Genomic DNA, 23,129 nt, shown 5'->3' with positions numbered 1-23,129 from the left:
CACGATGTTTCATATAACCAGACCACCCGTGCACGTTTCATTCATTGTATTTAATAAACCTTTTGTAAATGGTTTGTTCTCCCATATCCAGCTTCAACAGGTATTGCCCTGCCTTCAAAGCAGACACATTCAATAAAAAGCCCCTTGTGCCATGGCTCACAGTTACCTTTTTTGATAACACCGGTTGACCGGTAACATCAAATATGCTTAACCATGCTTCTTCCGTCAGTTGTAGGCTGTTCTCGGTAACAATGATTTGAACTGACGTGTGAGCAGGATTCGGCCTGATGGCAATGTCAAGTTCAGGTGCCGTAGATTGCCTATACCCGGTTCCGGAAAATGCACCCACAACAATCGATGCTGGCGGAGTATCGGTAATGGCACCGGCGTTATCGGTTGCCGAAGCATGAACAGTGTACATTCCACTGGCAACGGGCAGCCATGAAAACGAATAGGGTGCAACGGCATCCATGTTCACTGAATTTCCATCCACAAAAAACTCCACCTGCTTCACGGTACCATCGGGATCGGTTGCGGTGGCCGCCAGCACAATGGGTTGAACCGATGGAAAAACATCTCCATTGGCTGGTGTAGTTAAAGAAACCACCGGAGCCAGATTGGGTTGAACAATGTAGGTTACCGCACCGTTCCCCGGATGCCAGATATTGAGATTGACAGGTGGCAAGAAGACATTGTTGTCACTTACCGTTCCTACCTGATCAGCATTGTTCACATCAATGGTGCGCAGTTCAATGGTGTCTGCACTTACAAAAATCCATTTGAATTGATTAAAGATTCCACTGTTGCGTGTCCATGATTTGGCGTCGTCATTTAAACGCAAGGGAGCACCCCAACATCCTTCCCCGGTATAAACCGTCCCTTTCTCATCTTCCCTAACAAATCCCTCTTCACTTCCAATGGCAACGGATGGCATAATGGGCCACGTGGTTTTCACCGTATGCGCATCACACTCCACCACCAAACGCACACCCTGATCGTAGAACATTTGCGCCCAACTGCTGTACTGACTGAAACCTTCAGGTTTTACACTGGTATGTGGACGCATGGGTTTGTGATACTGGGCCATCTTCCATGCAACCGATGCGTTTGCAGCAAGATCGCTGGAAAGCCACGAGGTTTGCGTACCCGAAATAGAAATCTCTGTATTGAGTGTATAGCAACGGATTAAACCACCTGCAAATGTAAGTGCATAATAAATGTTGGAATCGGGTACATCAAACAAGTTTGTTATGATGGAGTTGGATGTCTCATGGTTACCGCGGGCCGCCACTATGGGGACCATCCTGCCGTCAATACCGATGGTAAGTTGCCAATCGTCCATCCAATCCTTCCATTCCACATCGGTACCATCAGCCGTCATGTCACCACCGAAAAACACGGCGTGCGGACGCAACTTGGCCACGAGCTTGTTAGCCTGCTGACGAGGAGCCCGATTGTTTCGAGAATCCCCACCGGCAATGAACGAAAGACGTGCACTGGGGTCAGACGGCGCCGTTTTGAACCAGAACCGTTCGCTCGTGCCTTCGGTATCGTGGATCACGAAATAGTAGGCTGTGTTCGGCACAAGACCTTTTAAGCGCACATACTGATTGTTCATCCCTCCATATGCAACAGCACGATCCGGTGCTTGACCGGAAGGATATAAAGCATAGTTCGTTCCGTAGTCGATGGTGCCATAATATACCACCGGACTATCACCGGATACCTGCTCCCAACCGATAACAATCGTAGTTGCAGGATCATCCCGCAACATGAGCCTGTATCTGTTTGTTTTCGCATAAATCATCAGGCTTATGCAGACAAACACGGATATGAGATTCAATCTTTTCATTTTGAAATAAAGCCACAGCTACATACAAATTGACAAATTTCACACACATTTCACAACAACTCCATAGATTTGAATCATGGAACGCAGGACATTCATTTCCTTTCTGGGCGCCGGTACCATCGGTGCAGCCCTTGCACCCAAATGGTCGTGGGCCTATCCGGCTCCGTTTACCATCAAGAGCCTGAACCCTTCCGATATGGATGCACTGACGTTGGCAGAAGGACTCGATTTCCAGGTGCTGATCAAATATGGCGATCCGATCAACGCAAAGCGCACGTTCGGTTACAACAACGATTACATCGCATTCTTTCCAGGCAAAAGCGCCGACGAGGCCACACTCTGGGTGAACCACGAATACATGGATCCGATGTTCGTCTCAGGTTATGTGAAGGGCACACCCAAAACCCTGGAGCAGGTGGAAAAGGAAATGGAAGTGGTGGGAGGTTCCATCCTCCGTTTAAAGAAAAAAAACGGGCATTGGACCTTCGTTTCCGATGATCCCGTCAACCGCCGCCTGGATGCCAACACACACATACCTTTTCATTGGCATGAACCCATTGCAAACAGCATGGATGCCATTGGCACCCTGGGCAATTGTGCCGGCGGTATAACACCCTGGAACACGGTGCTCACTTGCGAAGAAAACTATGACGACTACTACGGAGAACGAGAAAGCCTCGACGCTCCGCTGGAACCCGGCATGTACCAATGGCACCTCCACAAACCCTACCCCACCGAACATTACGGATGGGTGGTAGAGGTAAACCCTGCCACCGGCGAAGCCCAAAAACATGTGGCGCTCGGTCGCTGCGCCCACGAATGCGCCACCGTAGTGGAACTGGAAGACGGACGCGTGGTGGTATATTCGGGAGACGACAAGGAAAATGAATGCCTCTATAAATTCATCGGTTCCAAACCCCGATCCTTGTCGGAAGGCACCCTTTATGTAGCCAACATGGAACAAGGCCGGTGGATTCCGATTGATATTGAACAATCCGAGGCACTCAAACTACAGTTCGGCACTCAAACCGAAGCACTGATCCGGTTGCGGAAATCCGCATCCATCGTTGGCGGCACCCCCCTCGACCGCCCGGAAGACATTGAAAAAGATCCGCTGACTGGCCATATCCTGGTGGCGCTCACCAACAACGTTCCCAAGGGCAATCACTTTGGCTCCATCCTCAAGATCAAGGAGGAAGGGAACCGGTACGACAGCCTGCATTTCACCCACGAGACCTTTCTCACGGGAGGCGAAGAAACAGGATTCGCCTGCCCAGACAACCTGGCCTTCGACACGGCCGGCAACCTCTGGTTCACGTGTGATGTGGGTGGCAGCGCCCTGCACAAAGAACCCTACACAAGTTTCGGGAACAACAGCCTCTTCGTAGTGCCGCGCCATGGTGCGGATGCCGGCAAACCGATCCGCGTGGTGAACGGTCCGATGGGTGCGGAGCTGAGCGGTCCGTGTTTCACACCCGACGGCAAAACCCTTTTCCTGAGCGTACAGCACCCGGGAGAGAAATCCCCTTCCGCCGACAACCCGATCAGTCATTGGCCGGATGGCGGCACCGCCACGCCCAAACCGGCCGTGGTGGCCATTTACGGTGAAGCTTTGAACAAATTACAGGGACTCTCGTAACGCACCCGGCCAACGTTCTTCACGGTTCACGCCGGTTCCGAACAATGCGAAATCATACCGCACCGGATCACTGGCATCGAACTTCCTGAGGTTTGCGGTCAGTTCCTCCACCGCCTGCCAGTCGTTCTGCTTCCGATTTAACAAGCCCAGCATCCGGGCCACGGTTCCGGAATGTACGTCCAGCGGACACATGAGCATGGAAGGTGAAACCGAGTGCCACAGGCCGAAATCAACACCGCCTTTATCCCTGCGAACCATCCACCTGAGAAACATATTGATGCGTTTGGCAGCACTGTTGCGCATGGGATCCGACACATGCTTCTCGCAACGCAGGGCATGGGACTGAGAGAAAAACACCTTTCGGAATCGGTGGATGGCTACCCCCATATCGCCTGTATCCGCTCCCTGTGCAAACACATGTTCCAATCCGCCCTCATGCAAATACATATGCCGCAATGCCTTCACAAAACAGCGGGCATCGTTGGCATTGAACGTGCGGTGAACGAAATCATCGAGGCGTTCCAGGTCGGGATCACGGGCCTGCATCACATAGTCGAATGGCGCCATGCCCATCAATTGCATCAGCTTCTCACCACTGGCAATGATGGCCGGTCTTCTCCCCCATGCCAGTGTAGCTGCAAAGAAGCCTGCTATCTCGATATCTTCTTTCCGGGTGAACATGTGGGGAATGCATACGGGATCATCTGCGATGAAATCCGGGCGGTTGAATTGCTCCACCTTGCGATCAAGGTATGCCCGAAGCTCCTCGGTGTCAACAGGCTGTTGTTTGCGAGCAGTTTTCATCAATAGGCTTTCAGGTCAAACACGTGTGCATCCGGATTGTGCGTATTGAAATACCCGTACCCATTGGTCACGTTTGTGGGATAATTGATCGGTTCCCCCGTGAGCTGGTTCAGGATGTTACCCGACTTCTTGAACGCGTGGAGGAACTCGAAATATCCTTCGCTGATGTTGGAGAGTACCACGGCAATGGTGTCCTGTCCGGAAACCCCTTCAAGCACTTTGGATGCCGTGTACTTTCCATCCTCAAACAACTGATCCGATATAAGTTCCACCTCGCTGAGCTGATTGGCACCGTCGCCGAAGTAGTCGGTGATGTCGAGGTTGGTTCCCACCGACGGATCCGATCTTTTGTAAAACCCGACCAGGTACCAGTTGGGCACCGTGGGGTCGTCTTCGATGGAATAATGCACGGTGATGATCGTATCGTCCGGCGTGCGCACCACACCCGGAAACACCGTGTCGAAATTCACGCGAGGAAGCATGGTGGATGTAGCTGAAATCTCTTGTCCGGACACGGGATCCTTCGCATGCAGCTCATAGGTGCCGTAGTCATACACCAGGCTGAGGTCACTCGCATAGATCCCGGGGCTCACCATATGGAGGGTGTCTGTGCGACCCAGGTAGCTGATCGTAACCCATGCATCCGAGATCAGGATCTTATCCAGGAATGCCTGCGACACCTGTCCGTCAACGATGGGATCCGAGAGCGGACTGAAACTCCGGGTCAGGGCCACCACCAGCTCTTTATCCGGAATGATCTGGGACGCCACCACCGGCCGGGGCTGGTGCTCTTCCACGGCAATCTCCAGGGGATCGGGGATGCAGGAGGAGAGCAAGAGCATACAGCATACGGCAACAGCATACAGCAAGTGCAAGCGGGATTGAAAGAGCAAGTGATATGTATGCGAATGCCTCATCAGAACCTGAAGTTGTATGCAACGGATGGAATGAAACCGAACAAACCGCGGGCCACATAGTGCACCGTTCCGTCTTCCTTTTTCTGTATTTCCGTAAGGAACGGCTGTGTGCGGTTGTACAGGTTGTACCCACCGATGAACCATGCGCTTTCAAACTTCTTGCCGGGTTTGTTGCGAATCACGAGGTTCATGTCCATGCGGTGCGAATCCGGGAAGCGGGATGCATTCTTGCCTGAATAGATGGGCAGCAGATCAATGTTTGACAACGAAGCGTTGGGCATGAGAAACTGCCCGGTGAGGGGCGTAAACCATGCGCCGGAAGCATACACCCAAACGGCCGACAACCCGATCCTTTCGGAGAATTGGTAGTTACCGACCACCGCAAGGTTATGCCTCCGATCATATTTGGCGAAGAACGGCTCCCCGTCGTTCAGTTCATCGAAATACCTGCGTGTCCACGACAGGCTGTAGCTGATCCATCCGCTGAACCTGCCTTTGTTCTTGCGCAGCATCAACTCGGTACCGTAAGCAACCCCGCGACCACGGATCAATTCATCTTCGTAGTTGTCGTTCAATATCACCTGTGCACCTTCGCGGTATTCGATGAGCGACTGCATTTCCTTATAGTAGGTTTCCAGTCCGAACACAAACATGCCATCTTTCCATTTCTTTTCAGTGCCCAGCGCCACCTGGTCGGCCGACTGTGGCGGCACCCTGTCAGTAACCGGGTACCACAAATCGGTTGGCAATGCAATGGATGAACTCGACACCAGGTGCATATACTGTTTCATGTGGGTATAACTGGTGGTCACTACATGGTTATCACCCACCTTCACGGAAAGGGCGAACCTGGGTTCCAGTCCGTCATACACCGAATGCTGGGTCTGGGTGGCTGAGTAGCGCAACCCATAATTCACAGAAGCACGCGTTCCTAACTTCCGTTCATGCTGGACATACATGGCCCCTTCATAGGTAGAGATGAGATTTCCTTGCCTGGATTCATAGGTAGAAGATATATCACCGGTGGTGCTGATCACATTGGGCCTGAACCTGTGGTTATAGTAGGTACTACCGAACTTGATGTGGCTCCATGGCCGGTGAAAGTATTCAAAGTCGGCCTTGGCCTGGTAGTCGGTGATGGTAGACTTAATCAGGATGTGGTTATCGGAAAAGACACCTGACACGTCGTAGTGAAACTGGGAATGGATGAGTGATACATTTGAAAAAAGCCGTTTGCCATACACGTGGTTCCAGCGGGCGGTGGCAGTTACATTTCCCAGCAGGAAGCGGAAATTGAACAGGTCATCCTCCACATCGGCCTTGAAACGCAACACATCGTTTCCCGAGAAAGTGCTCAGGAAGATCCTGTCCTTATCGGTCAGCTTCCAGTTCATCTTGGCGTTGACATCATAAAAATAGTAGGGCAAGGGATCGCCTTTCTGGATGGTTTTAAGGACCTGGTCGATATAGGTTCTTCTCCCGGCAAACAGGAACGATGCCTTTCCTTTTTTGATGGGGCCCTGCAGGGTGAGACGGGAAGACAACAGTCCCACACCACCGTCGGCATGAAAGTGTTCGCTGTTTCCTTCCTTCATCCGGATATCCAGAACAGATGAAAGACGGCCGCCGTATTCTGCCGGAAATCCAGCCTTGACCAGGGAAATGTCATGCAGGGCATCAGGATTGAATACCGAGAAAAAACCAAACAGGTGGGATGCGTTGTATACGGTTGCGCCGTCCAGAAGAATCAGGTTCTGGTCACCGTCGCCACCCCTGACAAACATAGCGGCGCTTCCGTCGATGCCTTTGGTAACACCAGGCATCAGCTGAGCAACCTTGATCACATCCACTTCACCTCCGATGGCAGGTATTTTATCGAGGTCCTTCACCACCACCTTGGTGGCACTCAATGACGACTGTGCATGCTGTTCTTCCGGCTCTTTCCGTTTGGCCTCGATCACCACGGTATTCAGTGACATGGTTGCCGGGGCAAGTGCGAAGCTGAGGGTGGAATCACGGTCAGGTTGTAGTCTTCCGGTAGTGATAGGTTGATAACCGATGTAGGTACAAACCAGTTCGCACGTGCTGTCCGGAAGCGCCAGCGCATAGTAACCATATACATTGGTGGCTGCGCCCACGCTGGTTCCCCTGATGTATACGGCGGCACCAATCAATGCTTCACCGCTTTCCTTATCGGTTACATACCCGCTTACGGAATGTGTTTGCGCCCGCACCGGTATTGTCGGAATCACCAGCACAGTCGCACAAGCAAGTAAACGGAAGGCTGCAATCATTTACCAAAGGTATGGGAAATAACACGCACCCGAATGGTGAAAAGTATAAGGTGGGGTAACAAAAAAAACCGGCGGGCACGGAGGTCTTCATCCATGCCCGCCGGCTAGGTTAGGGTGTCAGCATTTGTCATCCTTGCATCCCGGCATCATTCGCCGGTACCTGCATCTTTGGTATCCAGTTTTAGCAACAGATAAGAATAGGTCATGGCCGATGACTGGGCACGTTGCTCATTGGTGGAGGAGCCTGCGTGACCGCCTTCTGTATTCTCATAATAGTAAACTGGGTAACCCATGCTCATCATTTTGGCCACCATTTTCCTGGCATGGCCGGGATGCACGCGGTCGTCACGTGTGGAGGTATAAAAGAAAACTTCCGGGTACTTCATGCCTTCCTTGACGTTCTGGTAGGGTGAGTACTTTTTGATGTATGCCCATTCTTCGGGAATATCGGGGTTTCCGTATTCGCCCATCCAGCTGGCACCGGCAAGCAGTTTGTTGTACCGCTGCATGTCCAGCAGGGGAACCTGGCAAACCACAGCATTGAACAGATCAGGTCTTTGGGTGAATGCCACGCCCATCAGCAGACCGCCGTTGCTGCCTCCCATGATGCCAAGATGACTGGGAGATGTTACCTTCTTTGCGATCAGGTCTTCCGCCACTGCATAGAAGTCGTCAAATACATTTTGTCTTTTTTCCTTCATCCCTGCCAGGTGCCACTTGGGGCCATACTCCCCTCCGCCGCGGATATTGGCCAAAACAAAAACACCGCCGTTTTCCAGCCACGAGGCACCGATAACTCCGGAGTACGACGGCTTGATTGAATACTCGAATCCGCCATATGCATACAACAGGGTGGGATTGGTGCCATCGTATTTCATGCCTTTTGCAGACACGATGAAATAAGGAACCTCCGTCCCGTCTTTCGACTTCACCTTTATCTGGTTCACCTGGTATTTGCCGGCGTCAAAGTAAGCGGTGAGCGACTTGAGGGGTTTAACGGTTCCGTCGGAGGCGTTGGCTACAAACAAGGTGGTGGGTGTCAGAAAATTCTCGAACTGGAAAAAGTACTGGTCAGAAAATTCATCGGTACCCACAATGGAGATGGTTCCGTGGGCCGGTGCATCCACCTTGGTATGGTTCCAGTTTCCACCGACGAAGGTGTATACATGCAGCGCACCGTTGACATCGTTCAGCATGCTCACCAGCAACTTGTTTTTGGTCACGGCCACCTCGGACACGCTTGAATACGCATCCGGTTCCAGCACCTGTCGGATCGACTTCTTCCCGGCCAACAGATCGGTGAAGTTCAGACTCACAACGGCGCCCTGTTTGTAGGTCTTGCCATCCACGGTCCAGTCCGACTTCAGGTCCACGATCAACTGATTTTGCAACACACCCCGGATGTTGGCATCCTCCGGAACATCCACCATGGTCAGTTGGTTGTTGCGCCAAACATAGTCGTGTCCGCTAAAGAAGGTGATCTCCCTGCGAATCACCGCATAGGTTGTTTTGTCGTCGCGCATGGCATACCCCCAGGAGCCCACATCGGTTGTATCACCCTGATGAATGAGTGTGGCAGCCGTAAGGGGTGTGCCTCTTTTCCAGATTTTCACGTTGTTGGGATAACCGGAAGCCGTCATGGTATGTGCGCCGAAATCCGATGACACGATCACCGTGTTTTCATCAAGGTAAGCTGCACTGCCTTTTGCCTCCGGAACATAAAATCCGTTCTCCACGAACGATTTGGCATCCGCATCAAACTCCCGGATCACCACGGCATCGGCACCACCTTTCGACAAGCTGACCAGGAACCGCTTGTATTCAGGATACAACCCGTCGGCTCCCTTGAACACCCACTTGACGTTGTCTTTGGCCGACATGGCATCCAGGTCCAGCAGCGTTTCCCATGCCGGATTTCCGGCCAGGTAGGCTGCCTTTGGAGACCGCCTCCAGATGCCGCGTACATGGTCTTTGTCTTTCCAGAAATTGTAAACAAAGTTGCCATGAACAGAAGGAGTTTCAATTCGATCCGTGGCATTGTATATGTCCAGGCATTGATCGTAAATATGCTGGTATTCCCTGACCTTGCTCAGTTTGTCCAGGGTGATCTTGTTCTGCTCGGCAACAAATGCCAGGGCCTTCTGTCCCTCAACTTCCTCGAGCCACAAGTTGGGGTCCTGCTGTGCACGCAGGACAAGGGTAAACAAAAACAGGGGTATGGCGATCAACGCATGCTTTTTCATCATCATAAAAGTTTGGTGAAGGGGATCGATAAAATTAAGGGGACAAAAGGTGGCCACATGTACTAAGTTGACAAATGATGTTACTCAATTAGCCTTTTGCACCGGGGGTGTCCTTATTTGGCAGCAATGGGGCTTCATGGCAGCTAGCGCAGATTTGTAATCCATGCATACCTCATCCAACAAAAAGTCCCGCGTGTACGGGACTTTTGTTCGGAAGGCCGTTCATGCAGAACGGTCCAACTTTCCACACACTACATGATTTTATTTTATCTTTAACAAACACAAAAAGCGCGGCATATGGTTACCGTCATCAAAAAAGGAACAAGCAGATCAAAAATCAGGCAACTGCTGACGAACATGAAAAAGCGAAGCCGAAAAGGATTCGAGGCGCACAAGTTTTGTGGAATACTGCAATTGAACAAAGACGCCGTGGAAATCCAAAAGCGCCTGCGAGATGAATGGTAATAAGCTTCTCCTCGACACCAATATACTATTATACCTACTCGGCGGAGATAAGACGTTGGCGGTACTTCTTGAAGGGAAAAGCACATACACATCCTTCATTACCGAACTGGAGTTATTCGGATTTGGAACTTTAAAGGCCAAAGAAAAACTTGGCATCAAGAAGGCTTTGGAACAATGTACCATTATAGACATAAATGCAGGTATTAAACAACTGACCATTGAAACCCGACAGACTTTTGGGTTGGCATTACCCGATTGTATCATTGCCGCAACGGCCATTTATCTTGATATTCCATTGATCACAGCTGACCAGGGGTTTAAAAAGATAAAATCCCTGGATATCATTCTTTACGAAAAATAAGCTGGCGCGGATTTGTAATCCATGCATACCTCATCCAACAAAAAAAGTCCCGCGTGTACGGGACTTTTGTTCGGAAGGCCGTTCATGCAGAACGGTCCAACTTTCCACCTATGTATTGTTCAGCGGTTATCCGGCCGCAGACGGATCGTCAAATGTAGTTGCCGCAGCGGCACCGGGTGCGGTTGTTTGTGTAATGCTCTCGGCCACCATCTTGGTTTTGCTGCGATCGGTACTGGTGATGTGGTGCATGACTTTGGCACCGAAATAGAAGGCGATCATCATCTGGAACGCCGTCAGCAGTCCGCTTACCTGTGTTTCAAACTGCCCGCCCACCTTGATGTTGATCACTTCGAAAAGCACCACGGCAAACAGCAGGCTCATGGTGAGGATGCCGCGAAAGGCGCCGCGTGGGATGCCCATTGTTTCCATGGCATAGGGGTTCGGGTTTTCAGGTGACCAATTGCCGAAGGTGTACTTGCGGAACAATTTAACCAGCAGTGTAACGAGCAGGATCACCCAAAGAATGGCGGGTATGTATACCCACGTCAGGTACTCGGCGGTGGTTCCGGACCAGGCCGGATGTTGCGCGACTTCCACTACTTTTTCCACAACCTGTGCAGGTGTATTGATTGGGGCTTGGGCAGGCATGAGGGTATCTGTTTGAATCACGTTAATATGGGTTAAATCACCAGTCCGATGACAAGTCCGGCCACGAAACCAATGACGGTAAAAATCTTAAGACGCTTGCGACCGCGCACCTGACCGATCTGGGCTTTCTCCAGGTCGGCATCGCATGTTTTCCATGTCTCCAGGTAATGCTGGTAGAGTGTATCCTTGTCGGCAATGGTGCTGTCTTTCGCAGCGATCATCTGTTGTAAGGTTTGTGCCTTCGCCTCGTGAATGGTAATCATGCTATCGCAGATGTCCAGTTTCTTTTTGGCGGCAAGGGCCCGATCGAACTGGCGGTTGTTGAGGATCCACAGGGTATCGTTTCCTGTATGCACCGTTCGTGTTTCTCCCGGCCGGATCACCTGGGGGTAGGTTTGCGCACCGGCGGAGCCCATCCACAAAACCACACACAGGACCATCCCCGCGAACCTTCCGTATACCTTATCAGCCTCCGAACGCATCTTGAAATTGTTTGAGTTTGTCATCGATACTTAATGATTGTACATCCGCATCCACCTTTTCCTTCTTGGCCCTGAGAAGATCCAGCTTGGCATCCAGCAATTCCACATCTTTCTGCATCAGGGCCAGGCGCTGTTCCCGCTCCTGTATGCGGTCTTCAATAACCTTTCGGTATGCCTCCTCCTGCTGACGAATGGTATCGTGTTCGCTGCGGATGTCATCCACGGTTTTGTTACCGCGGAGCCATTTCATGAACAGTTGATAAGGCGCAGCGAGTGCTGCAAAAAGAATAGTCAGCCACTGCCATTTGAAATGCAGGTATCCCTTCTCATGCAGGTAACCGATGGTACCCAGCACGAGGATCACTCCGATCAGGATCAGCAGTGGTTTCCAGTTTTTCATGGGGATGCAGTTAAGGCGGGCCTATCAGGATTCGGCATCGAGGAACTGCCCCGACACCCAGCCTTCGATCTCGGTGGTGATCTTGTACCAGTTGCCCGACTTATCGAGGATCTTCACCTTCACACCTTTTTCAAGTGGTTTGGCAACTGTATCACCGGACACGTCGGGTTTGGAACGGATGTTCAGCTTGTCCACGTTCACGCGACCGGCGGGCGGAAGAACAGGTGCATCGTCTTCATCGCGACCACCGATGTTCAGGAGACGCTCACGCATTTTGTCGAGCGGAAATGCCGGTCCCGGATCCACCTTGCGGCCGGGAGAAATTTCTTCGTGACCGAGGATGGTTTTGATGTTGTAAGCGGGTATCAATGCGCGGCAAATGGTTTCCACCGCTTCGATCTGCTGCTCGGTGTAAGTATGCCAGTAGCGGGGCGATTTCTCGTTACGGTGAACGGCATACAACACTTCATTGGAGGGATAAGTGCGGCCGAACCACGCCTGGTATACATCACCCGTTTTGGTGAGCACGCCTGCGTTGTCGATCTCAATGCCGATGGCATAGTTGTTATATCCGACACGATCTCCATATGCGCTTTTTCCGGCATGCCAGGCGATGATGTTGAAAGGCACCAGTTGGGTGATGCTGCCGTCGCGGCCCACCACAAGGTGAGCGGAGGCTTTCGCCGCTGGGTTGCACAGGCTGCGAACCGATGACTCGGCGCTGGATCCGGCGGTATAGTGAATGATGATGGTATCAGGCAATCCCGTTTTGAACGGGCCGCTGACGTTGGGCGATTTCACCAGCGGTTTGATGGCCGCATCGCCTGCAAGCAGGTGGTCTTTTACTTCCATGATGTTCGTATGTTTTGAATGCAGAAGGCCTTCCCGATTTTCTCCAACTCCACCCTCCTTCGGACAAATGTATACAGTTGTAAATGGTCAGCCAAAGGGCAAACAAATCCTCCAATAATCCCTTGACTTTTTTACACAGCTCCACTCCTGGCCCACATCACCTTATCGGAAAGACAAAAACATCCTTCCGTAACCAGCTTTGAATCAACAATAGCAATCCTTTCTTTCGACACCCCTCCATGCTTCCCCTTGTTGACACCTGGTGTCAACGACCCGTTGAATTGTTAAAAATCATTTGGATTAGCAATTCGTCTTACCTGCAATTTTTTTCAATCCACCCCCTGATCATTTCTGTGAACAGGGAAGTTCATTAGCCAACTCCCAAACTACATATCCGGTACCTATACTTCAACCCGCAATTTGACGTACCTTTGCCCACCTTTGTTGAATCCAGCATGCAATACATTTACGCAGAAAACCTATCCGTTCATTATGGTGAACGCACCTTGTTCAAAGACCTCACCTTCGGTTTGAACCGGGGCGACAAGGTGGCGCTTGTGGCCAACAACGGCAGCGGAAAATCAACCTTGCTGCGCATCCTGGCCGGCAAAGACCAGGCCAACGAAGGCAGCGTGTTCCGGCGTGAAAGCATCCGCATGGGCTACCTTGAACAGGCCCCAGCATTCCCGGCCGGAGTCACCATCCGCGAACTGATCAGCGGTTCGCACACCGAAGTAACCAAAGTCATAGAGGCCTACCATAAAGCCCTGGAAGCACAGTCCGAAGACTACTCCCCCCAAACACAAAAGGCACTCGAGCTGGCCACCCATGCCATGGATGAATGCGAAGCGTGGGACTACGACCGACGCATGCAACAGATCCTGTCCCGCTTCGAGATCACTGATCTGGAACAAAAGGTAGACACCCTCTCCGGCGGGCAACAAAAACGGTTGGCACTGGCCATGACGTTGCTGGACTCACCCCAGTTGTTGCTGCTTGACGAACCGACCAACCACCTGGATGTAGACATGATCGAGTGGTTGGAAGACTACCTTGGGCAAAACAACGTAACCGTATTCATGGTCACCCACGACCGCTACTTCCTTGACCGGGTGTGCAACCACATCATCGAACTGGAAGACGAACGCATCTACCACCACAAAGGCAACTACACCTATTTCCTGGAAAAGCGGGACGAACGCGAGACCATCCAGGGCGTGGAAAAAACAAAAGCGGGAAAGCTCCTCAAAAAAGAACTGGAGTGGATCCGCCGCCAACCAAAAGCCCGCGGCACCAAATCAAAATCCAGGGTGGATGCCTATCATGACCTGGCCGACAAGCATGCCGACGGAAAGGTGAAACAGGAACTCAACCTGGAAGTGAAAATGACCCGCATCGGCGGCAAAATCCTGGAGCTGAAAAAAGTGTACAAGTCCTACGGCGACCGGGTGATCATGAAAGGGTTCGACTATACCTTTAAAAAGGGAGATCACATCGGCATCGTGGGCCGGAACGGCGTGGGCAAAAGCACCTTCCTGAACATCATCACCGGCAGCGAAACGGCGGACTCCGGAAAAGTGAACGTGGGCGAAACCATTGTATTCGGATACTATTCCCAGCAAGGACTGGCCCTGAAAGAAGACAAACGGGTGATTGAAGTCCTGCAGGATATCGCCGAGGTGATCACCATGGCCGACGGCAAAAAAGTCTCCGCAAGCCAGTTCCTGGAATATTTCATGTTCCCGCCACACATCCAGTACAACCCGGTGTCGAAACTCAGCGGCGGCGAACGCAGAAGGCTGTACCTGCTCACCGTGCTGATCCGCAACCCGAATTTCCTCATCCTCGACGAGCCCACCAACGACCTCGACATCCTCACGCTGACCCGCCTGGAGGAGTTCCTGCAAAACTACCCCGGCTGCCTCCTCATCGTTTCGCACGACCGGTACTTCATGGACAAGCTCGCCGATCACCTGTTTGTCTTCAAAGGCAACGGAGAAATCAAAGACTATTACCACAGCTACTCGTCTTACCGCGAACTCGCACGAACGGAAGAAAAAGAGGCGAGGAAAGACCCGGGAACAACCCCTGCCCCGGTTACACAAGACGCATCCCAACCGGTTGAACAGAAGGAAAAGAAAAAGCTGGGCTATAAGGAACGAAGGGAACTCATGCAGCTCGAAAAAGACATCGCCACATTGGAAACAGAAAAAGGCCAACTGGAATCCGACCTGCAAACCCACGCCAGCGACATGGAAAAGGTGATGTCGCTGACCGCCCGTTATGACGTTGTGAACAAGGAATTGGACGAAAAATCAGACCGGTGGCTGACCCTCTCCGAATTGGCCTGATACGTTGTTGACAGTAACATCCGATCGGAGTTTGGCAAAAAAATACCACAATCTATCCTGCCTTTCGGCTATTTTTGTTGATCGCATAGTTTGAACGATTTCCTCCCCCATTAATTAACCAAGTGTGTAAACAACCGGCCCGTCCAATCATTTGGAACGGACAGTGCTTAATAAACCCATACGTATGCAACACCGCTATCCCAACCTCCCCGGCATGACAAAAGGGGCCTTCATCCTGGCCATTTTCACCCTTTTCAACATGCAGGCAAAAGCCCAGAAGTTCATTGACCTGATGATGCAGGAACACGTGAACTACCAGGAGGTGATCGACGCCGGAAACGAGTATTTCAAACAGGTAGGTACCGACGGGGAAACCGGCTACGATCTTTTCAAACGATGGGAATACCGCAACGGACGCAAGCTGGACAACAACGGCTATGTGATCAGTGAAGCCCAGGCCGCAGCAGAAACAGAGGCCTTCATGAAACAATGGGCCTCAAACAGCCTGAATAAAACCTCGGAAATCAAGGCAGCCAACTGGGAAGAACTGGGTCCCACCTACTGGAACCGCACCCAGGGATACAACCCGGGCGTAGGTCGCGTGATCGCTATTGCCGTGGAACCCACCAACCAACAACTCATCTACATCGGTTCACCCGGAGGTGGTGTCTGGAAAAGCACCGACGGCGCCAACAACTGGACACCCGTCGGAGACGACATGAGCAGCATGACCATCTGGTCCCTGACCATCGACCCGAATGATGTAAACACCGTGTACCTGGGCAACGCCGCAGGCAAAGTATTGAAAACAACCGACGGCGGCACCACATGGAACGCCACCGGCACCGGCCTCTCAGGCAACATCCGACGGGTGCTGGTGAGCAAAAACACACCCGGACTGGTCTTCGCGTCTTCCGCATCCTCCGGTATCTGGAAATCCACCAACGGCGGTACCACATGGACCAAGATCCTTTCCGCCAAGATCGAAGACATGGAGTTCAAACCCGGTGACGAAAGCGTGATCCACGCATGCGGTGACGACTACTACCGCTCCACCGACGGCGGCAACAACTTCACCAAAATCACCAGCGGATTCACCACCAGCGAACGCATGAAAATGGCCGTGACCGCCGCCAACCCCGAATACGTATACCTCCTGCAGAAATCCGGCAGCCAATACGGCCGCTTGTACCGCTCTACCAACGGCGGCACCAGCTTCACCGTTCGCAACAGCTCCAGCAAAAACTACCTCGGTTATGCAGATGACGGCAGCGATAGCGGTGGCCAGGCCAGCCGCGACATGGCCATCTGTGCCTCCCCCTCCAATGCCGAAGAAGTACACATCGCCGGTATCCAATGCTGGAAGTCCACCAACGGCGGTACCGACTTCACCATCGAAACCTACTGGAGCCTGCCCAACAGCATCGGCTACAACCACGCAGATGTGGAAGTGCTGATGTATGTGAACGGCACCATGTACTCCGGTTCCGACGGCGGTATCTATAAAAGCACCAACCAGGGCGGCGACTGGACCGACCTCACCACCGGCACCGGCATCCGCCAGTTCTACCGAATGGCCACTAGTAAAACCGATCCCTACGTACTCGCCGGCGGCGCACAGGACAACGGACTTTCATCCATGGTGTCCAAAGGTCAGTGGGTAGACTGGATGGGAGCGGACGGCATGGAGGTCATGATCGATCATACCAACGCGAACATCCATTACGGCACTTTGTATTATGGTGACCTTTACAAGTCAAAAGACAAAGGACAAACCCGCTCCAACCTCACCACACCCGACCAGGGCAACTGGGTCACTCCCTACCTGATGGATCCGGTGGACCCCAAGATCATTTACGGTTGCTTTACCGACCTCTACCGCCACACCAACGGAGGTGAGGGCGGGTCATGGACCAACGTAACCAGCTCCATCACCGTGGGCGGCAACATCGATGCATCCGCCATCGCCGCCAGCAACCGCGATTACATTTACATCTCAAGAGACAACAACATCTGGCGCACATCCAACGCCACCGCTGCCTCCCCATCATGGACCAGCATCAGCAGCGGCCTTACCGGCAACGTCAACTGGATCACCGTGGATCCCGACGACCCGCAACACGTCATAGTGGCCAACACCGGCTCCAAGGTGTACGAATCCAAGAACGGAGGCGGCACATGGACCAACATCTCAGCCGGACTTCCCGCCGTTGCCGCACAATGTGTGGTCATGGATGACAATGCGGAGAATGGCATTTACGTGGGCATGTCCCCAGGTATATACTACCGGGATGACAACACGGGCGGATGGGTTCCTTATACTGCCAACCTGCCGTTGGTTGAGATCAGCGAATTGGAAATCGCGTACGGCATCGACAAGCTCAGAGCCGCTACCTACGGACGCGGCATATGGGAAACAGACACATATGCACAAGGACCTCCACTGCCTGAATTCACCTCCAATGTAACCAAGAGCTGCAGCGGCGCCGTGCAATTCACAGATCAATCCCTGCCCTCACCCGATACCTGGGCATGGGAATTCGGCGACGGCGGTACATCCACCCAGCAAAACCCATCCCATACATACGCCACCAGCGGCGTGTATACCGTGAAGCTGACCGTTTCCAATTCCAACGGTTCCAACTCCACCACCAAATCTTCCTATATCACAGTTGAAATCCTGAATCCGCCCACAGGCACCGACGGCCAGATCTGCGGCGCCGGCACAGTGAACCTCTCCGCCACAGGTTCCGGAACAGGCAGCCTCAACTGGTACGACGCTTCCTCCAACGGCAACCTGCTGCACACCGGAAGCACTTACAGTCCGAACGTAACCGCCACCGACACCTTCTATGTGGCGGAAGAAACCATCGGACCCGTGCAAAATGTAGGCCCCACGGATAACACATTCGGCGGCGGCGGATATTACACTTCCGGCAACACGCACGGACTGTACTTCGACATCCTCGCCCCCACCACCATCAACAGCGTGTATGTATATGCCAACACGGCCGGCAACCGCACCGTGGAAGTGCAGGATGCAACCACCAACGTGGTGGCCAGCTCGGTGGTTAACTTCCCGGCAGGTGCAAGCCGCATCAACCTCGGCTTCAACCTTGACCCCGGAACCGACTACTTCATCAAAATCTCCGATGACGGAAGTCCGGTTGACCTCTACCGCAACAGCGACAGCCCGTCGTATCCGTATGTCCTCTCAGGCCTGGTGTCCATCAACCGCTCCAGCGCGGGAACCGATCCCACCGGATACTACTACTATTTCTACGACTGGGAAGTACGCGAGCAGGGATGTGCCAGCGCCCGTACGCCGGTAATCGCCAGCGTAACCTGCACCGACCTACCCGACATGCCGAACCAGGATGAAGCAGTAACGGTGTACCCCAACCCGGCGCAAGACAGGCTGTATGTGAAGTTCGACAACAACGGTGCAAGAACGGTGGAAATCCGGGTGATGAACATGCTCGGACAGGAACTGTACCACACCTACTCCAGCACGGTGAACGGATTGTTCAGTTACGATTTAACTCAACTCCCGGGTGGCAACTACATAGTGAAGGTAATGAATGGTCTGAAAGAAAGTTCCCATCACGTGGTGATCAGCCACTAACGCTGCCAGGGAAGTAAGAGAAAAACGGCTGTCCATTCCGCTTGGCAGCCGTTTTTCTTTTGGGTAGTTTGAAGCGGTACGTTTATCGTTCTCTCAAACTGCCGTCCCGCTATCCGCTATACCCTTGTCAATTTTGGCTCGGAGAATGCTTCACCAACTACAAACAACAAACCACCCGCCTACGCTACGCTCCGGACGGACAAGCAAACCTCTTCAAAGGGTGCCGCTTCTATCGGGGCTAGATGGCAGGGGTTCGGGCTTCGTCGCTTGTTCTTGCGGCTTACGAGCTTGATGTTTTTTCATCACAAAACATTTCATCTCCTGATTTCGTACATTTATAGCGATAAAGCAATGTTGCCCCCGTTTCAGACATTGCACCGGGTGATCAAAGACTACAACCATGAAAGAAGTGACCGTAAAAATACCCGACAAGCGATTCGGTTTTTTTGTGGAACTGATCAAACAACTGGGCTTAGAGGTAACCGAGCAACCTGATATTCCCGAAGAGCACAAAGCCATCGTAAGGGAGCGGATGAAAAAATCAGCTCAAAACCCCGATCGGCTTCTTGATTGGGACAAGGTAAAGGATGATTTCCGGCTGGACTAGGCATGTCCTTCAAGATCAAAATTGAGCAGGATGCACATAGTGATATCCAGCACGCCATTGACTGGTACAATCAACAACAACCAGGTCTCGGTCGAAAGTTCCACGCCCAGGTAAAAACCTCTTTTTCCAAACTCAGGACCAATCCATTCTTCCAGATTCGCTACGAGAACATACATTGCCTTCCATTGAAGAAATTTCCTTTCATGGTTCATTTTACCATTGACGAAAAGGGACGGGAAGTAACGGTATTGGCCATATTCCACACTTCCCTGAATCCTGAGGGTTGGAAGAAAAGAAAGTAAACCATCGCAACAGGGGAATTCAATCATGCAACCCGATGCATGGGCCCAACGTTCATAGCTAAGATGAGAAAATGGACGTCACATCTCACCCCGGTTCCCCGCTTCGCCCTACCCTGCCTGGTGCTATTGCTGACCGCCTCGTTCAAGCCGGGGCGACACGCTTACGACGGCCTGAAGGGTACGCTGTACACCAAGCAGGGCAATCCGTTCACCGTTGAAGTGCTTTCTCCGCGCAAGCTGGCTTTCAGTCCGAACACCAACCAGAAAGCCAAAAACCTATTGAACACGTTGTGGGTCACACCCCGTGGCAAAGAAGCGCTGGTGCACCTGCTGAAAACCAAATCGCATGTTACCCTGGAAGTGAGTGACCATATAGGTTTCAGAAAAGACGAAGACCAAATATTCCATCTGATTGGAGGACACGCAAACCCAGAAGTCGGACAAGACACCACCTGGATTCCTGAGCATGACGGTGGAAATGTGCGCAAAGAGATCACCATCCGGGTCTTTCTCGGTTCATTCCGGTACATGAAACATCCTGACATGAACCTTGACCACGAAAGCCTGTTCCTGCTATTGGACTCTACCGAATCTGTGGTTCAGGGAAAGGATGCGGACACCCTGCTCAAATACAAGAAAAGATGGGATCCCGGAACGCTCCGGTTATACTATTACCTCATAGGTGTACACGAGATCAGTCATACGATGTCCGAAGCCTACAAACAAGAAAAGCAACTGGGCCGCAGCGAAGAATTTGCCTATTCAAAGGAAGATCTCGCCAAGAAACAACGACGCCGGGTGCGCTGGTCGTTGCGCCGTTCCCTGCGGTATCCGAAATAGGTTACCCGCCCGCTACTCCGGCAAAAACCTCGGCACAATCCGTTGGTGCGTGCCTTGCTCAAAACCGTATGCGATCTCAATCAGCACAGGTTCGCTCCAGGCGCGTCCGAAGAACGAAATGCCCACCGGCAACCCGTCGATGTTGCCCATCGGAACGGATATGTTCGGGTAGCCGGCGATAGCGGCAGGAGATGAACTGCTCACCTGGAACGCATCCCCGTTGGTGTGATCGGTTTTCCAGGCTGGTGAACCGGTGGCGCCCATGATGGCGTCGAGGTTGTTGTTTTTCATCACCTTGTCGATGCCGTTCTCACGCATGGCCTTGTGCATGGTTGCCAGCGCTTTCTGGTATGCTGCGTCGGTGAGGTCGCCCTTCGCCTGCGCCATTTCCACCAGGGATTGGTTGTAGAAGTTGAGCTCCACACTGTCCTTCTTATTAAAAGCGATCAGGTCTTCCAGGTTCTTGATGGGTGCATCAGGACCGAGTGAAGACAGGTATTTGTTGAGGCCGTCTTTGAATTCATACAGCATCACTTCAAAGGAAGGTCCGTTCGCATCGGCATCTGAAATGCGGTCGAGTTCGATGACCTCTGCGCCCTGTGACTTCAGGAATTTCACCGCCTGTTCCATCAGTGTATCCACCTTGAAGTTCACACCATAGGTTCCTTTGTACAACCCGATGCGCTTGCCTTTGAGTCCGTCCGCTTTCAGGAACGGCGTATAGTCGGTCAGGTAGTGTCCTTCGCTGGCAGCCGTCTTGCTGTCGGCGCTGTCAACCCCTACCATCGTGCCCAGGCAAATGGCCGCATCGGTAACGGTGCGTGCCATGGGACCGGGTGTGTCTTGTGTAAATGAGATGGGCACCACACCGGAGCGGCTGATCAGTCCGACCGTTGGCTTGATACCTACAATGCCGTTCGCAGTGGATGGGCACACAATGGATCCGTTGGTTTCGGTGCCGATAGCAACCATACACAGGTTGGACGAAACGGCCACACCCGAACCGGAGCTGGAGCCACACGGATTGCGATCAAGCTTGTACGGGTTTTTGGTCTGACCACCTACGCCGCTCCATCCGCTGCTGGACAGGTCACCACGGAAATTGGCCCATTCGCTCAGGTTGGTTTTCCCGATGATCACGGCACCGGCGTCGCGCAATTTCTTAGCCACCCAGCTGTCGTTCAACGGGTGTGATCCCAGCAGCGCACGTGAGCCTGCGGTGGTCTCCATCTGGTCATGCGTATCAATGTTATCTTTCAGCAGAACGGGAATGCCGTGCATCGGTCCGCGCACTTTTCCCTGTTTCAGTTCTTCATCCAATGCCTTCGCGATGGCAAGTGCATCGGGGTTCACCTGGATCACCGCATTCAGATGCGGCCCGTCATCATCCACTGCCTGGATGCGATCGAGGTACGCCTTCACCACACTTTCAATGGTGAACTTGCCATCACGGTATCCTTCGCGGAGTTGTTCGATGGTGTACTCCTCGTATGCGAAAGCTGCGGGTTCTGCCTCAGTCACAACGGGCCCGGAAGACGTTTCCGGCGCTTTGTTTTCACAGGAAAAAAGGAAGAGGGCCGGCACGGTCAGGGCCAGCAGGCGAAGGATGTTTTTCATGACAAGAGGGTGTTTTGGTCGCGCTAATGTAAGACCTCCCCTTCACGTGTGCAACCTGGCACAGGAGGGTCAGGCATTCAGCGTGGATATCTTGTGCGGTACATTTCCGCGCTCGGTCAGGCGGACCACCACACGAACCACATTCAGCAAAAATCCGGGGTTGATGAGCTTCCCTCCGAAAGCGGTCACGCGGACATCTTTGGCAGCGATGGCAGCATCCCTTGCGGCCTGATCGGGAAGAGCAGCGAGCTCGCAGGCCAGTTGCCATGCGGCATCGCGGGCAACATCCATGCTAAAGATGGCGAGGCTCTCGTCCATACGTTTACCGATGCGGTCGATCCATCGCATCATGGGCCAGATGACGGAAAGTTCATCCTGCACCGTGTTCACCAGGTTCCCGAGCACCTCATTGATCTTAAAGAAATCTCCCTTCAGCTGATAGATGGAATCACCGGGTGCAACGGCGGCGGCGGCAATGGCCAGGTCGAGGCCGATGTGGGCGTTCATCCCGGCGAACAGATGCTGCAGCACGATGAGCTCACGGCGACCGGCCGCTTCGAATGCCAGCTGCCAGGAAGGACTGTCGGCTCTACCGCTGTGGAATGCATCGTATGCTGCCAGGTATCGGTTGGCAAATGTGGTGTCGAGGCGTTCCATCCTTGGGCCGTCATCAAAATAACCCGCATTGATCTTGTCGCGCACGGAAACCGTCACCCTTTTGTAAAGTGCCGGGAAATACCCGAGCGGACTTCCGGCATGCGTGGCATCGGCAATAATACCTTCCAGCAATGTGATCACTTCATGTATATCCCTGGCCTGCATATAAGGGT

The 23,129-nt window shown here is 52.7% G+C and carries 18 protein-coding genes; 7 read left to right on the top strand and 11 right to left on the bottom strand.

Features of this window, described 5'->3' with window-relative positions:
* Positions 1-37: 37 nt before the first annotated feature.
* Complete coding sequence (locus tag H6585_03225; GenBank protein MCB9447340.1) at positions 38-1,774, bottom strand: T9SS type A sorting domain-containing protein; 1,737 nt, start codon at positions 1,772-1,774, stop codon at positions 38-40.
* Positions 1,775-1,928: 154 nt separating this feature from the next.
* Here H6585_03225 and H6585_03220 point away from each other — a divergent pair, with 154 nt between their 5' ends.
* Complete coding sequence (locus tag H6585_03220; protein MCB9447339.1) at positions 1,929-3,491, top strand: DUF839 domain-containing protein; 1,563 nt, start codon at positions 1,929-1,931, stop codon at positions 3,489-3,491.
* Here H6585_03220 and H6585_03215 read toward each other — a convergent pair.
* The 4 genes from H6585_03215 to H6585_03200 all read right to left on the bottom strand — a co-directional run bounded on the left by H6585_03215 (position 3,474) and on the right by H6585_03200 (position 9,752).
* Positions 3,474-4,295, bottom strand: a complete 822-nt coding sequence (locus H6585_03215; protein ID MCB9447338.1) for a TIGR02757 family protein — start codon at positions 4,293-4,295, stop codon at positions 3,474-3,476. The two genes, H6585_03220 and H6585_03215, sit on opposite strands and share 18 nt — an antisense overlap.
* Positions 4,295-5,137, bottom strand: coding sequence for a DUF4249 family protein (locus tag H6585_03210; GenBank protein MCB9447337.1), 843 nt, complete (start codon positions 5,135-5,137; stop codon positions 4,295-4,297). Before H6585_03210 ends, H6585_03215 begins: the two co-directional genes overlap by 1 nt.
* Before the next feature lie 74 nt (positions 5,138-5,211).
* Positions 5,212-7,506: a TonB-dependent receptor gene (locus tag H6585_03205; protein ID MCB9447336.1), complete on the bottom strand. Its 2,295-nt coding sequence runs from the start codon at positions 7,504-7,506 to the stop codon at positions 5,212-5,214.
* 146 nt (positions 7,507-7,652) lie between these two features.
* A complete protein-coding gene (locus tag H6585_03200) occupies positions 7,653-9,752 on the bottom strand; it encodes a S9 family peptidase (protein ID MCB9447335.1) in 2,100 nt (699 codons plus the stop codon).
* 451 nt (positions 9,753-10,203) lie between these two features.
* Here H6585_03200 and H6585_03195 point away from each other — a divergent pair, with 451 nt between their 5' ends.
* The gene (locus tag H6585_03195; protein MCB9447334.1) at positions 10,204-10,575 is read left to right on the top strand and encodes a type II toxin-antitoxin system VapC family toxin; all 372 of its coding nucleotides are present in this window, start codon (positions 10,204-10,206) and stop codon (positions 10,573-10,575) included.
* Positions 10,576-10,701: 126 nt separating this feature from the next.
* Here H6585_03195 and H6585_03190 read toward each other — a convergent pair whose 3' ends face one another.
* Genes H6585_03190 through H6585_03175 form a run of 4 tightly spaced genes read right to left on the bottom strand, consistent with a single transcriptional unit; the run spans position 10,702 to position 12,957 of the window.
* Entirely contained in the window at positions 10,702-11,223 is a 522-nt protein-coding gene (locus H6585_03190; GenBank protein ID MCB9447333.1) for a hypothetical protein, read from the bottom strand.
* A 32-nt stretch (positions 11,224-11,255) separates the two neighbouring features.
* A complete protein-coding gene (locus H6585_03185; GenBank protein MCB9447332.1) occupies positions 11,256-11,705 on the bottom strand; it encodes a hypothetical protein in 450 nt (149 codons plus the stop codon).
* Positions 11,689-12,105: a hypothetical protein gene (locus H6585_03180; GenBank protein ID MCB9447331.1), complete on the bottom strand. Its 417-nt coding sequence runs from the start codon at positions 12,103-12,105 to the stop codon at positions 11,689-11,691. The genes H6585_03185 and H6585_03180 overlap by 17 nt, the downstream gene beginning before the upstream one ends.
* 24 nt (positions 12,106-12,129) lie before the next feature.
* Complete coding sequence (locus H6585_03175) at positions 12,130-12,957, bottom strand: N-acetylmuramoyl-L-alanine amidase (GenBank protein ID MCB9447330.1); 828 nt, start codon at positions 12,955-12,957, stop codon at positions 12,130-12,132.
* Between the two features lie 455 nt (positions 12,958-13,412).
* On the opposite strand from H6585_03175, the gene H6585_03170 reads away from it, so the two are divergent.
* The 5 genes from H6585_03170 (at position 13,413) to H6585_03150 (ending at position 20,682) form a co-directional block, all read left to right on the top strand.
* Positions 13,413-15,308 carry an ABC-F family ATP-binding cassette domain-containing protein gene (locus H6585_03170; protein ID MCB9447329.1) on the top strand — a complete coding sequence of 632 codons (1,896 nt, stop codon included), beginning with the start codon at positions 13,413-13,415 and terminating at the stop codon, positions 15,306-15,308.
* 184 nt (positions 15,309-15,492) lie between these two features.
* Positions 15,493-18,933 carry a PKD domain-containing protein gene (locus H6585_03165; protein MCB9447328.1) on the top strand — a complete coding sequence of 1,147 codons (3,441 nt, stop codon included), beginning with the start codon at positions 15,493-15,495 and terminating at the stop codon, positions 18,931-18,933.
* Between the two features lie 400 nt (positions 18,934-19,333).
* Positions 19,334-19,540 carry an addiction module protein gene (locus tag H6585_03160; GenBank protein ID MCB9447327.1) on the top strand — a complete coding sequence of 69 codons (207 nt, stop codon included), beginning with the start codon at positions 19,334-19,336 and terminating at the stop codon, positions 19,538-19,540.
* Between the two features lie 2 nt (positions 19,541-19,542).
* Positions 19,543-19,842, top strand: a complete 300-nt coding sequence (locus H6585_03155; protein MCB9447326.1) for a type II toxin-antitoxin system RelE/ParE family toxin — start codon at positions 19,543-19,545, stop codon at positions 19,840-19,842.
* A gap of 63 nt (positions 19,843-19,905) precedes the next feature.
* Positions 19,906-20,682, top strand: a complete 777-nt coding sequence (locus H6585_03150) for a hypothetical protein (protein MCB9447325.1) — start codon at positions 19,906-19,908, stop codon at positions 20,680-20,682.
* Between the two features lie 12 nt (positions 20,683-20,694).
* Here H6585_03150 and H6585_03145 read toward each other — a convergent pair whose 3' ends face one another.
* Both H6585_03145 and H6585_03140 read right to left on the bottom strand, forming a co-directional pair.
* On the bottom strand, positions 20,695-22,299 hold the full coding sequence (locus tag H6585_03145) for an amidase (protein MCB9447324.1): 1,605 nt from the start codon (positions 22,297-22,299) through the stop codon (positions 20,695-20,697).
* A gap of 69 nt (positions 22,300-22,368) precedes the next feature.
* Positions 22,369-23,121 (bottom strand): hypothetical protein, encoded by a 753-nt coding sequence (locus tag H6585_03140; GenBank protein MCB9447323.1) that lies wholly within the window; start codon positions 23,119-23,121, stop codon positions 22,369-22,371.
* Between the last annotated feature and the right edge of the window lie 8 nt (positions 23,122-23,129).

This window comes from Flavobacteriales bacterium (assembly GCA_020635855.1).
GTDB lineage: Bacteria > Bacteroidota > Bacteroidia > JACJYZ01 > JACJYZ01 > JACJYZ01.
Note: the sequence above shows the minus strand (reverse complement) of the source record. Positions and strands in the feature narration are given on the sequence as shown.

Coding starts and splice junctions, on each gene's coding strand:
- H6585_03215 (MCB9447338.1), bottom strand. CDS start 4,295: ATGAAAACTGCTCGCAAACAACAGCCTGTTGACACCGAGGAGCTTCGG.
- H6585_03160 (MCB9447327.1), top strand. CDS start 19,334: ATGAAAGAAGTGACCGTAAAAATACCCGACAAGCGATTCGGTTTTTTT.
- H6585_03150 (MCB9447325.1), top strand. CDS start 19,906: ATGAGAAAATGGACGTCACATCTCACCCCGGTTCCCCGCTTCGCCCTA.
- H6585_03140 (MCB9447323.1), bottom strand. CDS start 23,121: ATGCAGGCCAGGGATATACATGAAGTGATCACATTGCTGGAAGGTATT.
- H6585_03205 (MCB9447336.1), bottom strand. CDS start 7,506: ATGATTGCAGCCTTCCGTTTACTTGCTTGTGCGACTGTGCTGGTGATT.
- H6585_03185 (MCB9447332.1), bottom strand. CDS start 11,705: ATGCGTTCGGAGGCTGATAAGGTATACGGAAGGTTCGCGGGGATGGTC.
- H6585_03145 (MCB9447324.1), bottom strand. CDS start 22,299: ATGAAAAACATCCTTCGCCTGCTGGCCCTGACCGTGCCGGCCCTCTTC.
- H6585_03195 (MCB9447334.1), top strand. CDS start 10,204: ATGAATGGTAATAAGCTTCTCCTCGACACCAATATACTATTATACCTA.
- H6585_03175 (MCB9447330.1), bottom strand. CDS start 12,957: ATGGAAGTAAAAGACCACCTGCTTGCAGGCGATGCGGCCATCAAACCG.
- H6585_03210 (MCB9447337.1), bottom strand. CDS start 5,137: ATGCTCTTGCTCTCCTCCTGCATCCCCGATCCCCTGGAGATTGCCGTG.
- H6585_03225 (MCB9447340.1), bottom strand. CDS start 1,774: ATGTTGCGGGATGATCCTGCAACTACGATTGTTATCGGTTGGGAGCAG.
- H6585_03220 (MCB9447339.1), top strand. CDS start 1,929: ATGGAACGCAGGACATTCATTTCCTTTCTGGGCGCCGGTACCATCGGT.
- H6585_03190 (MCB9447333.1), bottom strand. CDS start 11,223: ATGCCTGCCCAAGCCCCAATCAATACACCTGCACAGGTTGTGGAAAAA.
- H6585_03155 (MCB9447326.1), top strand. CDS start 19,543: ATGTCCTTCAAGATCAAAATTGAGCAGGATGCACATAGTGATATCCAG.
- H6585_03165 (MCB9447328.1), top strand. CDS start 15,493: ATGCAACACCGCTATCCCAACCTCCCCGGCATGACAAAAGGGGCCTTC.
- H6585_03170 (MCB9447329.1), top strand. CDS start 13,413: ATGCAATACATTTACGCAGAAAACCTATCCGTTCATTATGGTGAACGC.
- H6585_03180 (MCB9447331.1), bottom strand. CDS start 12,105: ATGAAAAACTGGAAACCACTGCTGATCCTGATCGGAGTGATCCTCGTG.
- H6585_03200 (MCB9447335.1), bottom strand. CDS start 9,752: ATGATGAAAAAGCATGCGTTGATCGCCATACCCCTGTTTTTGTTTACC.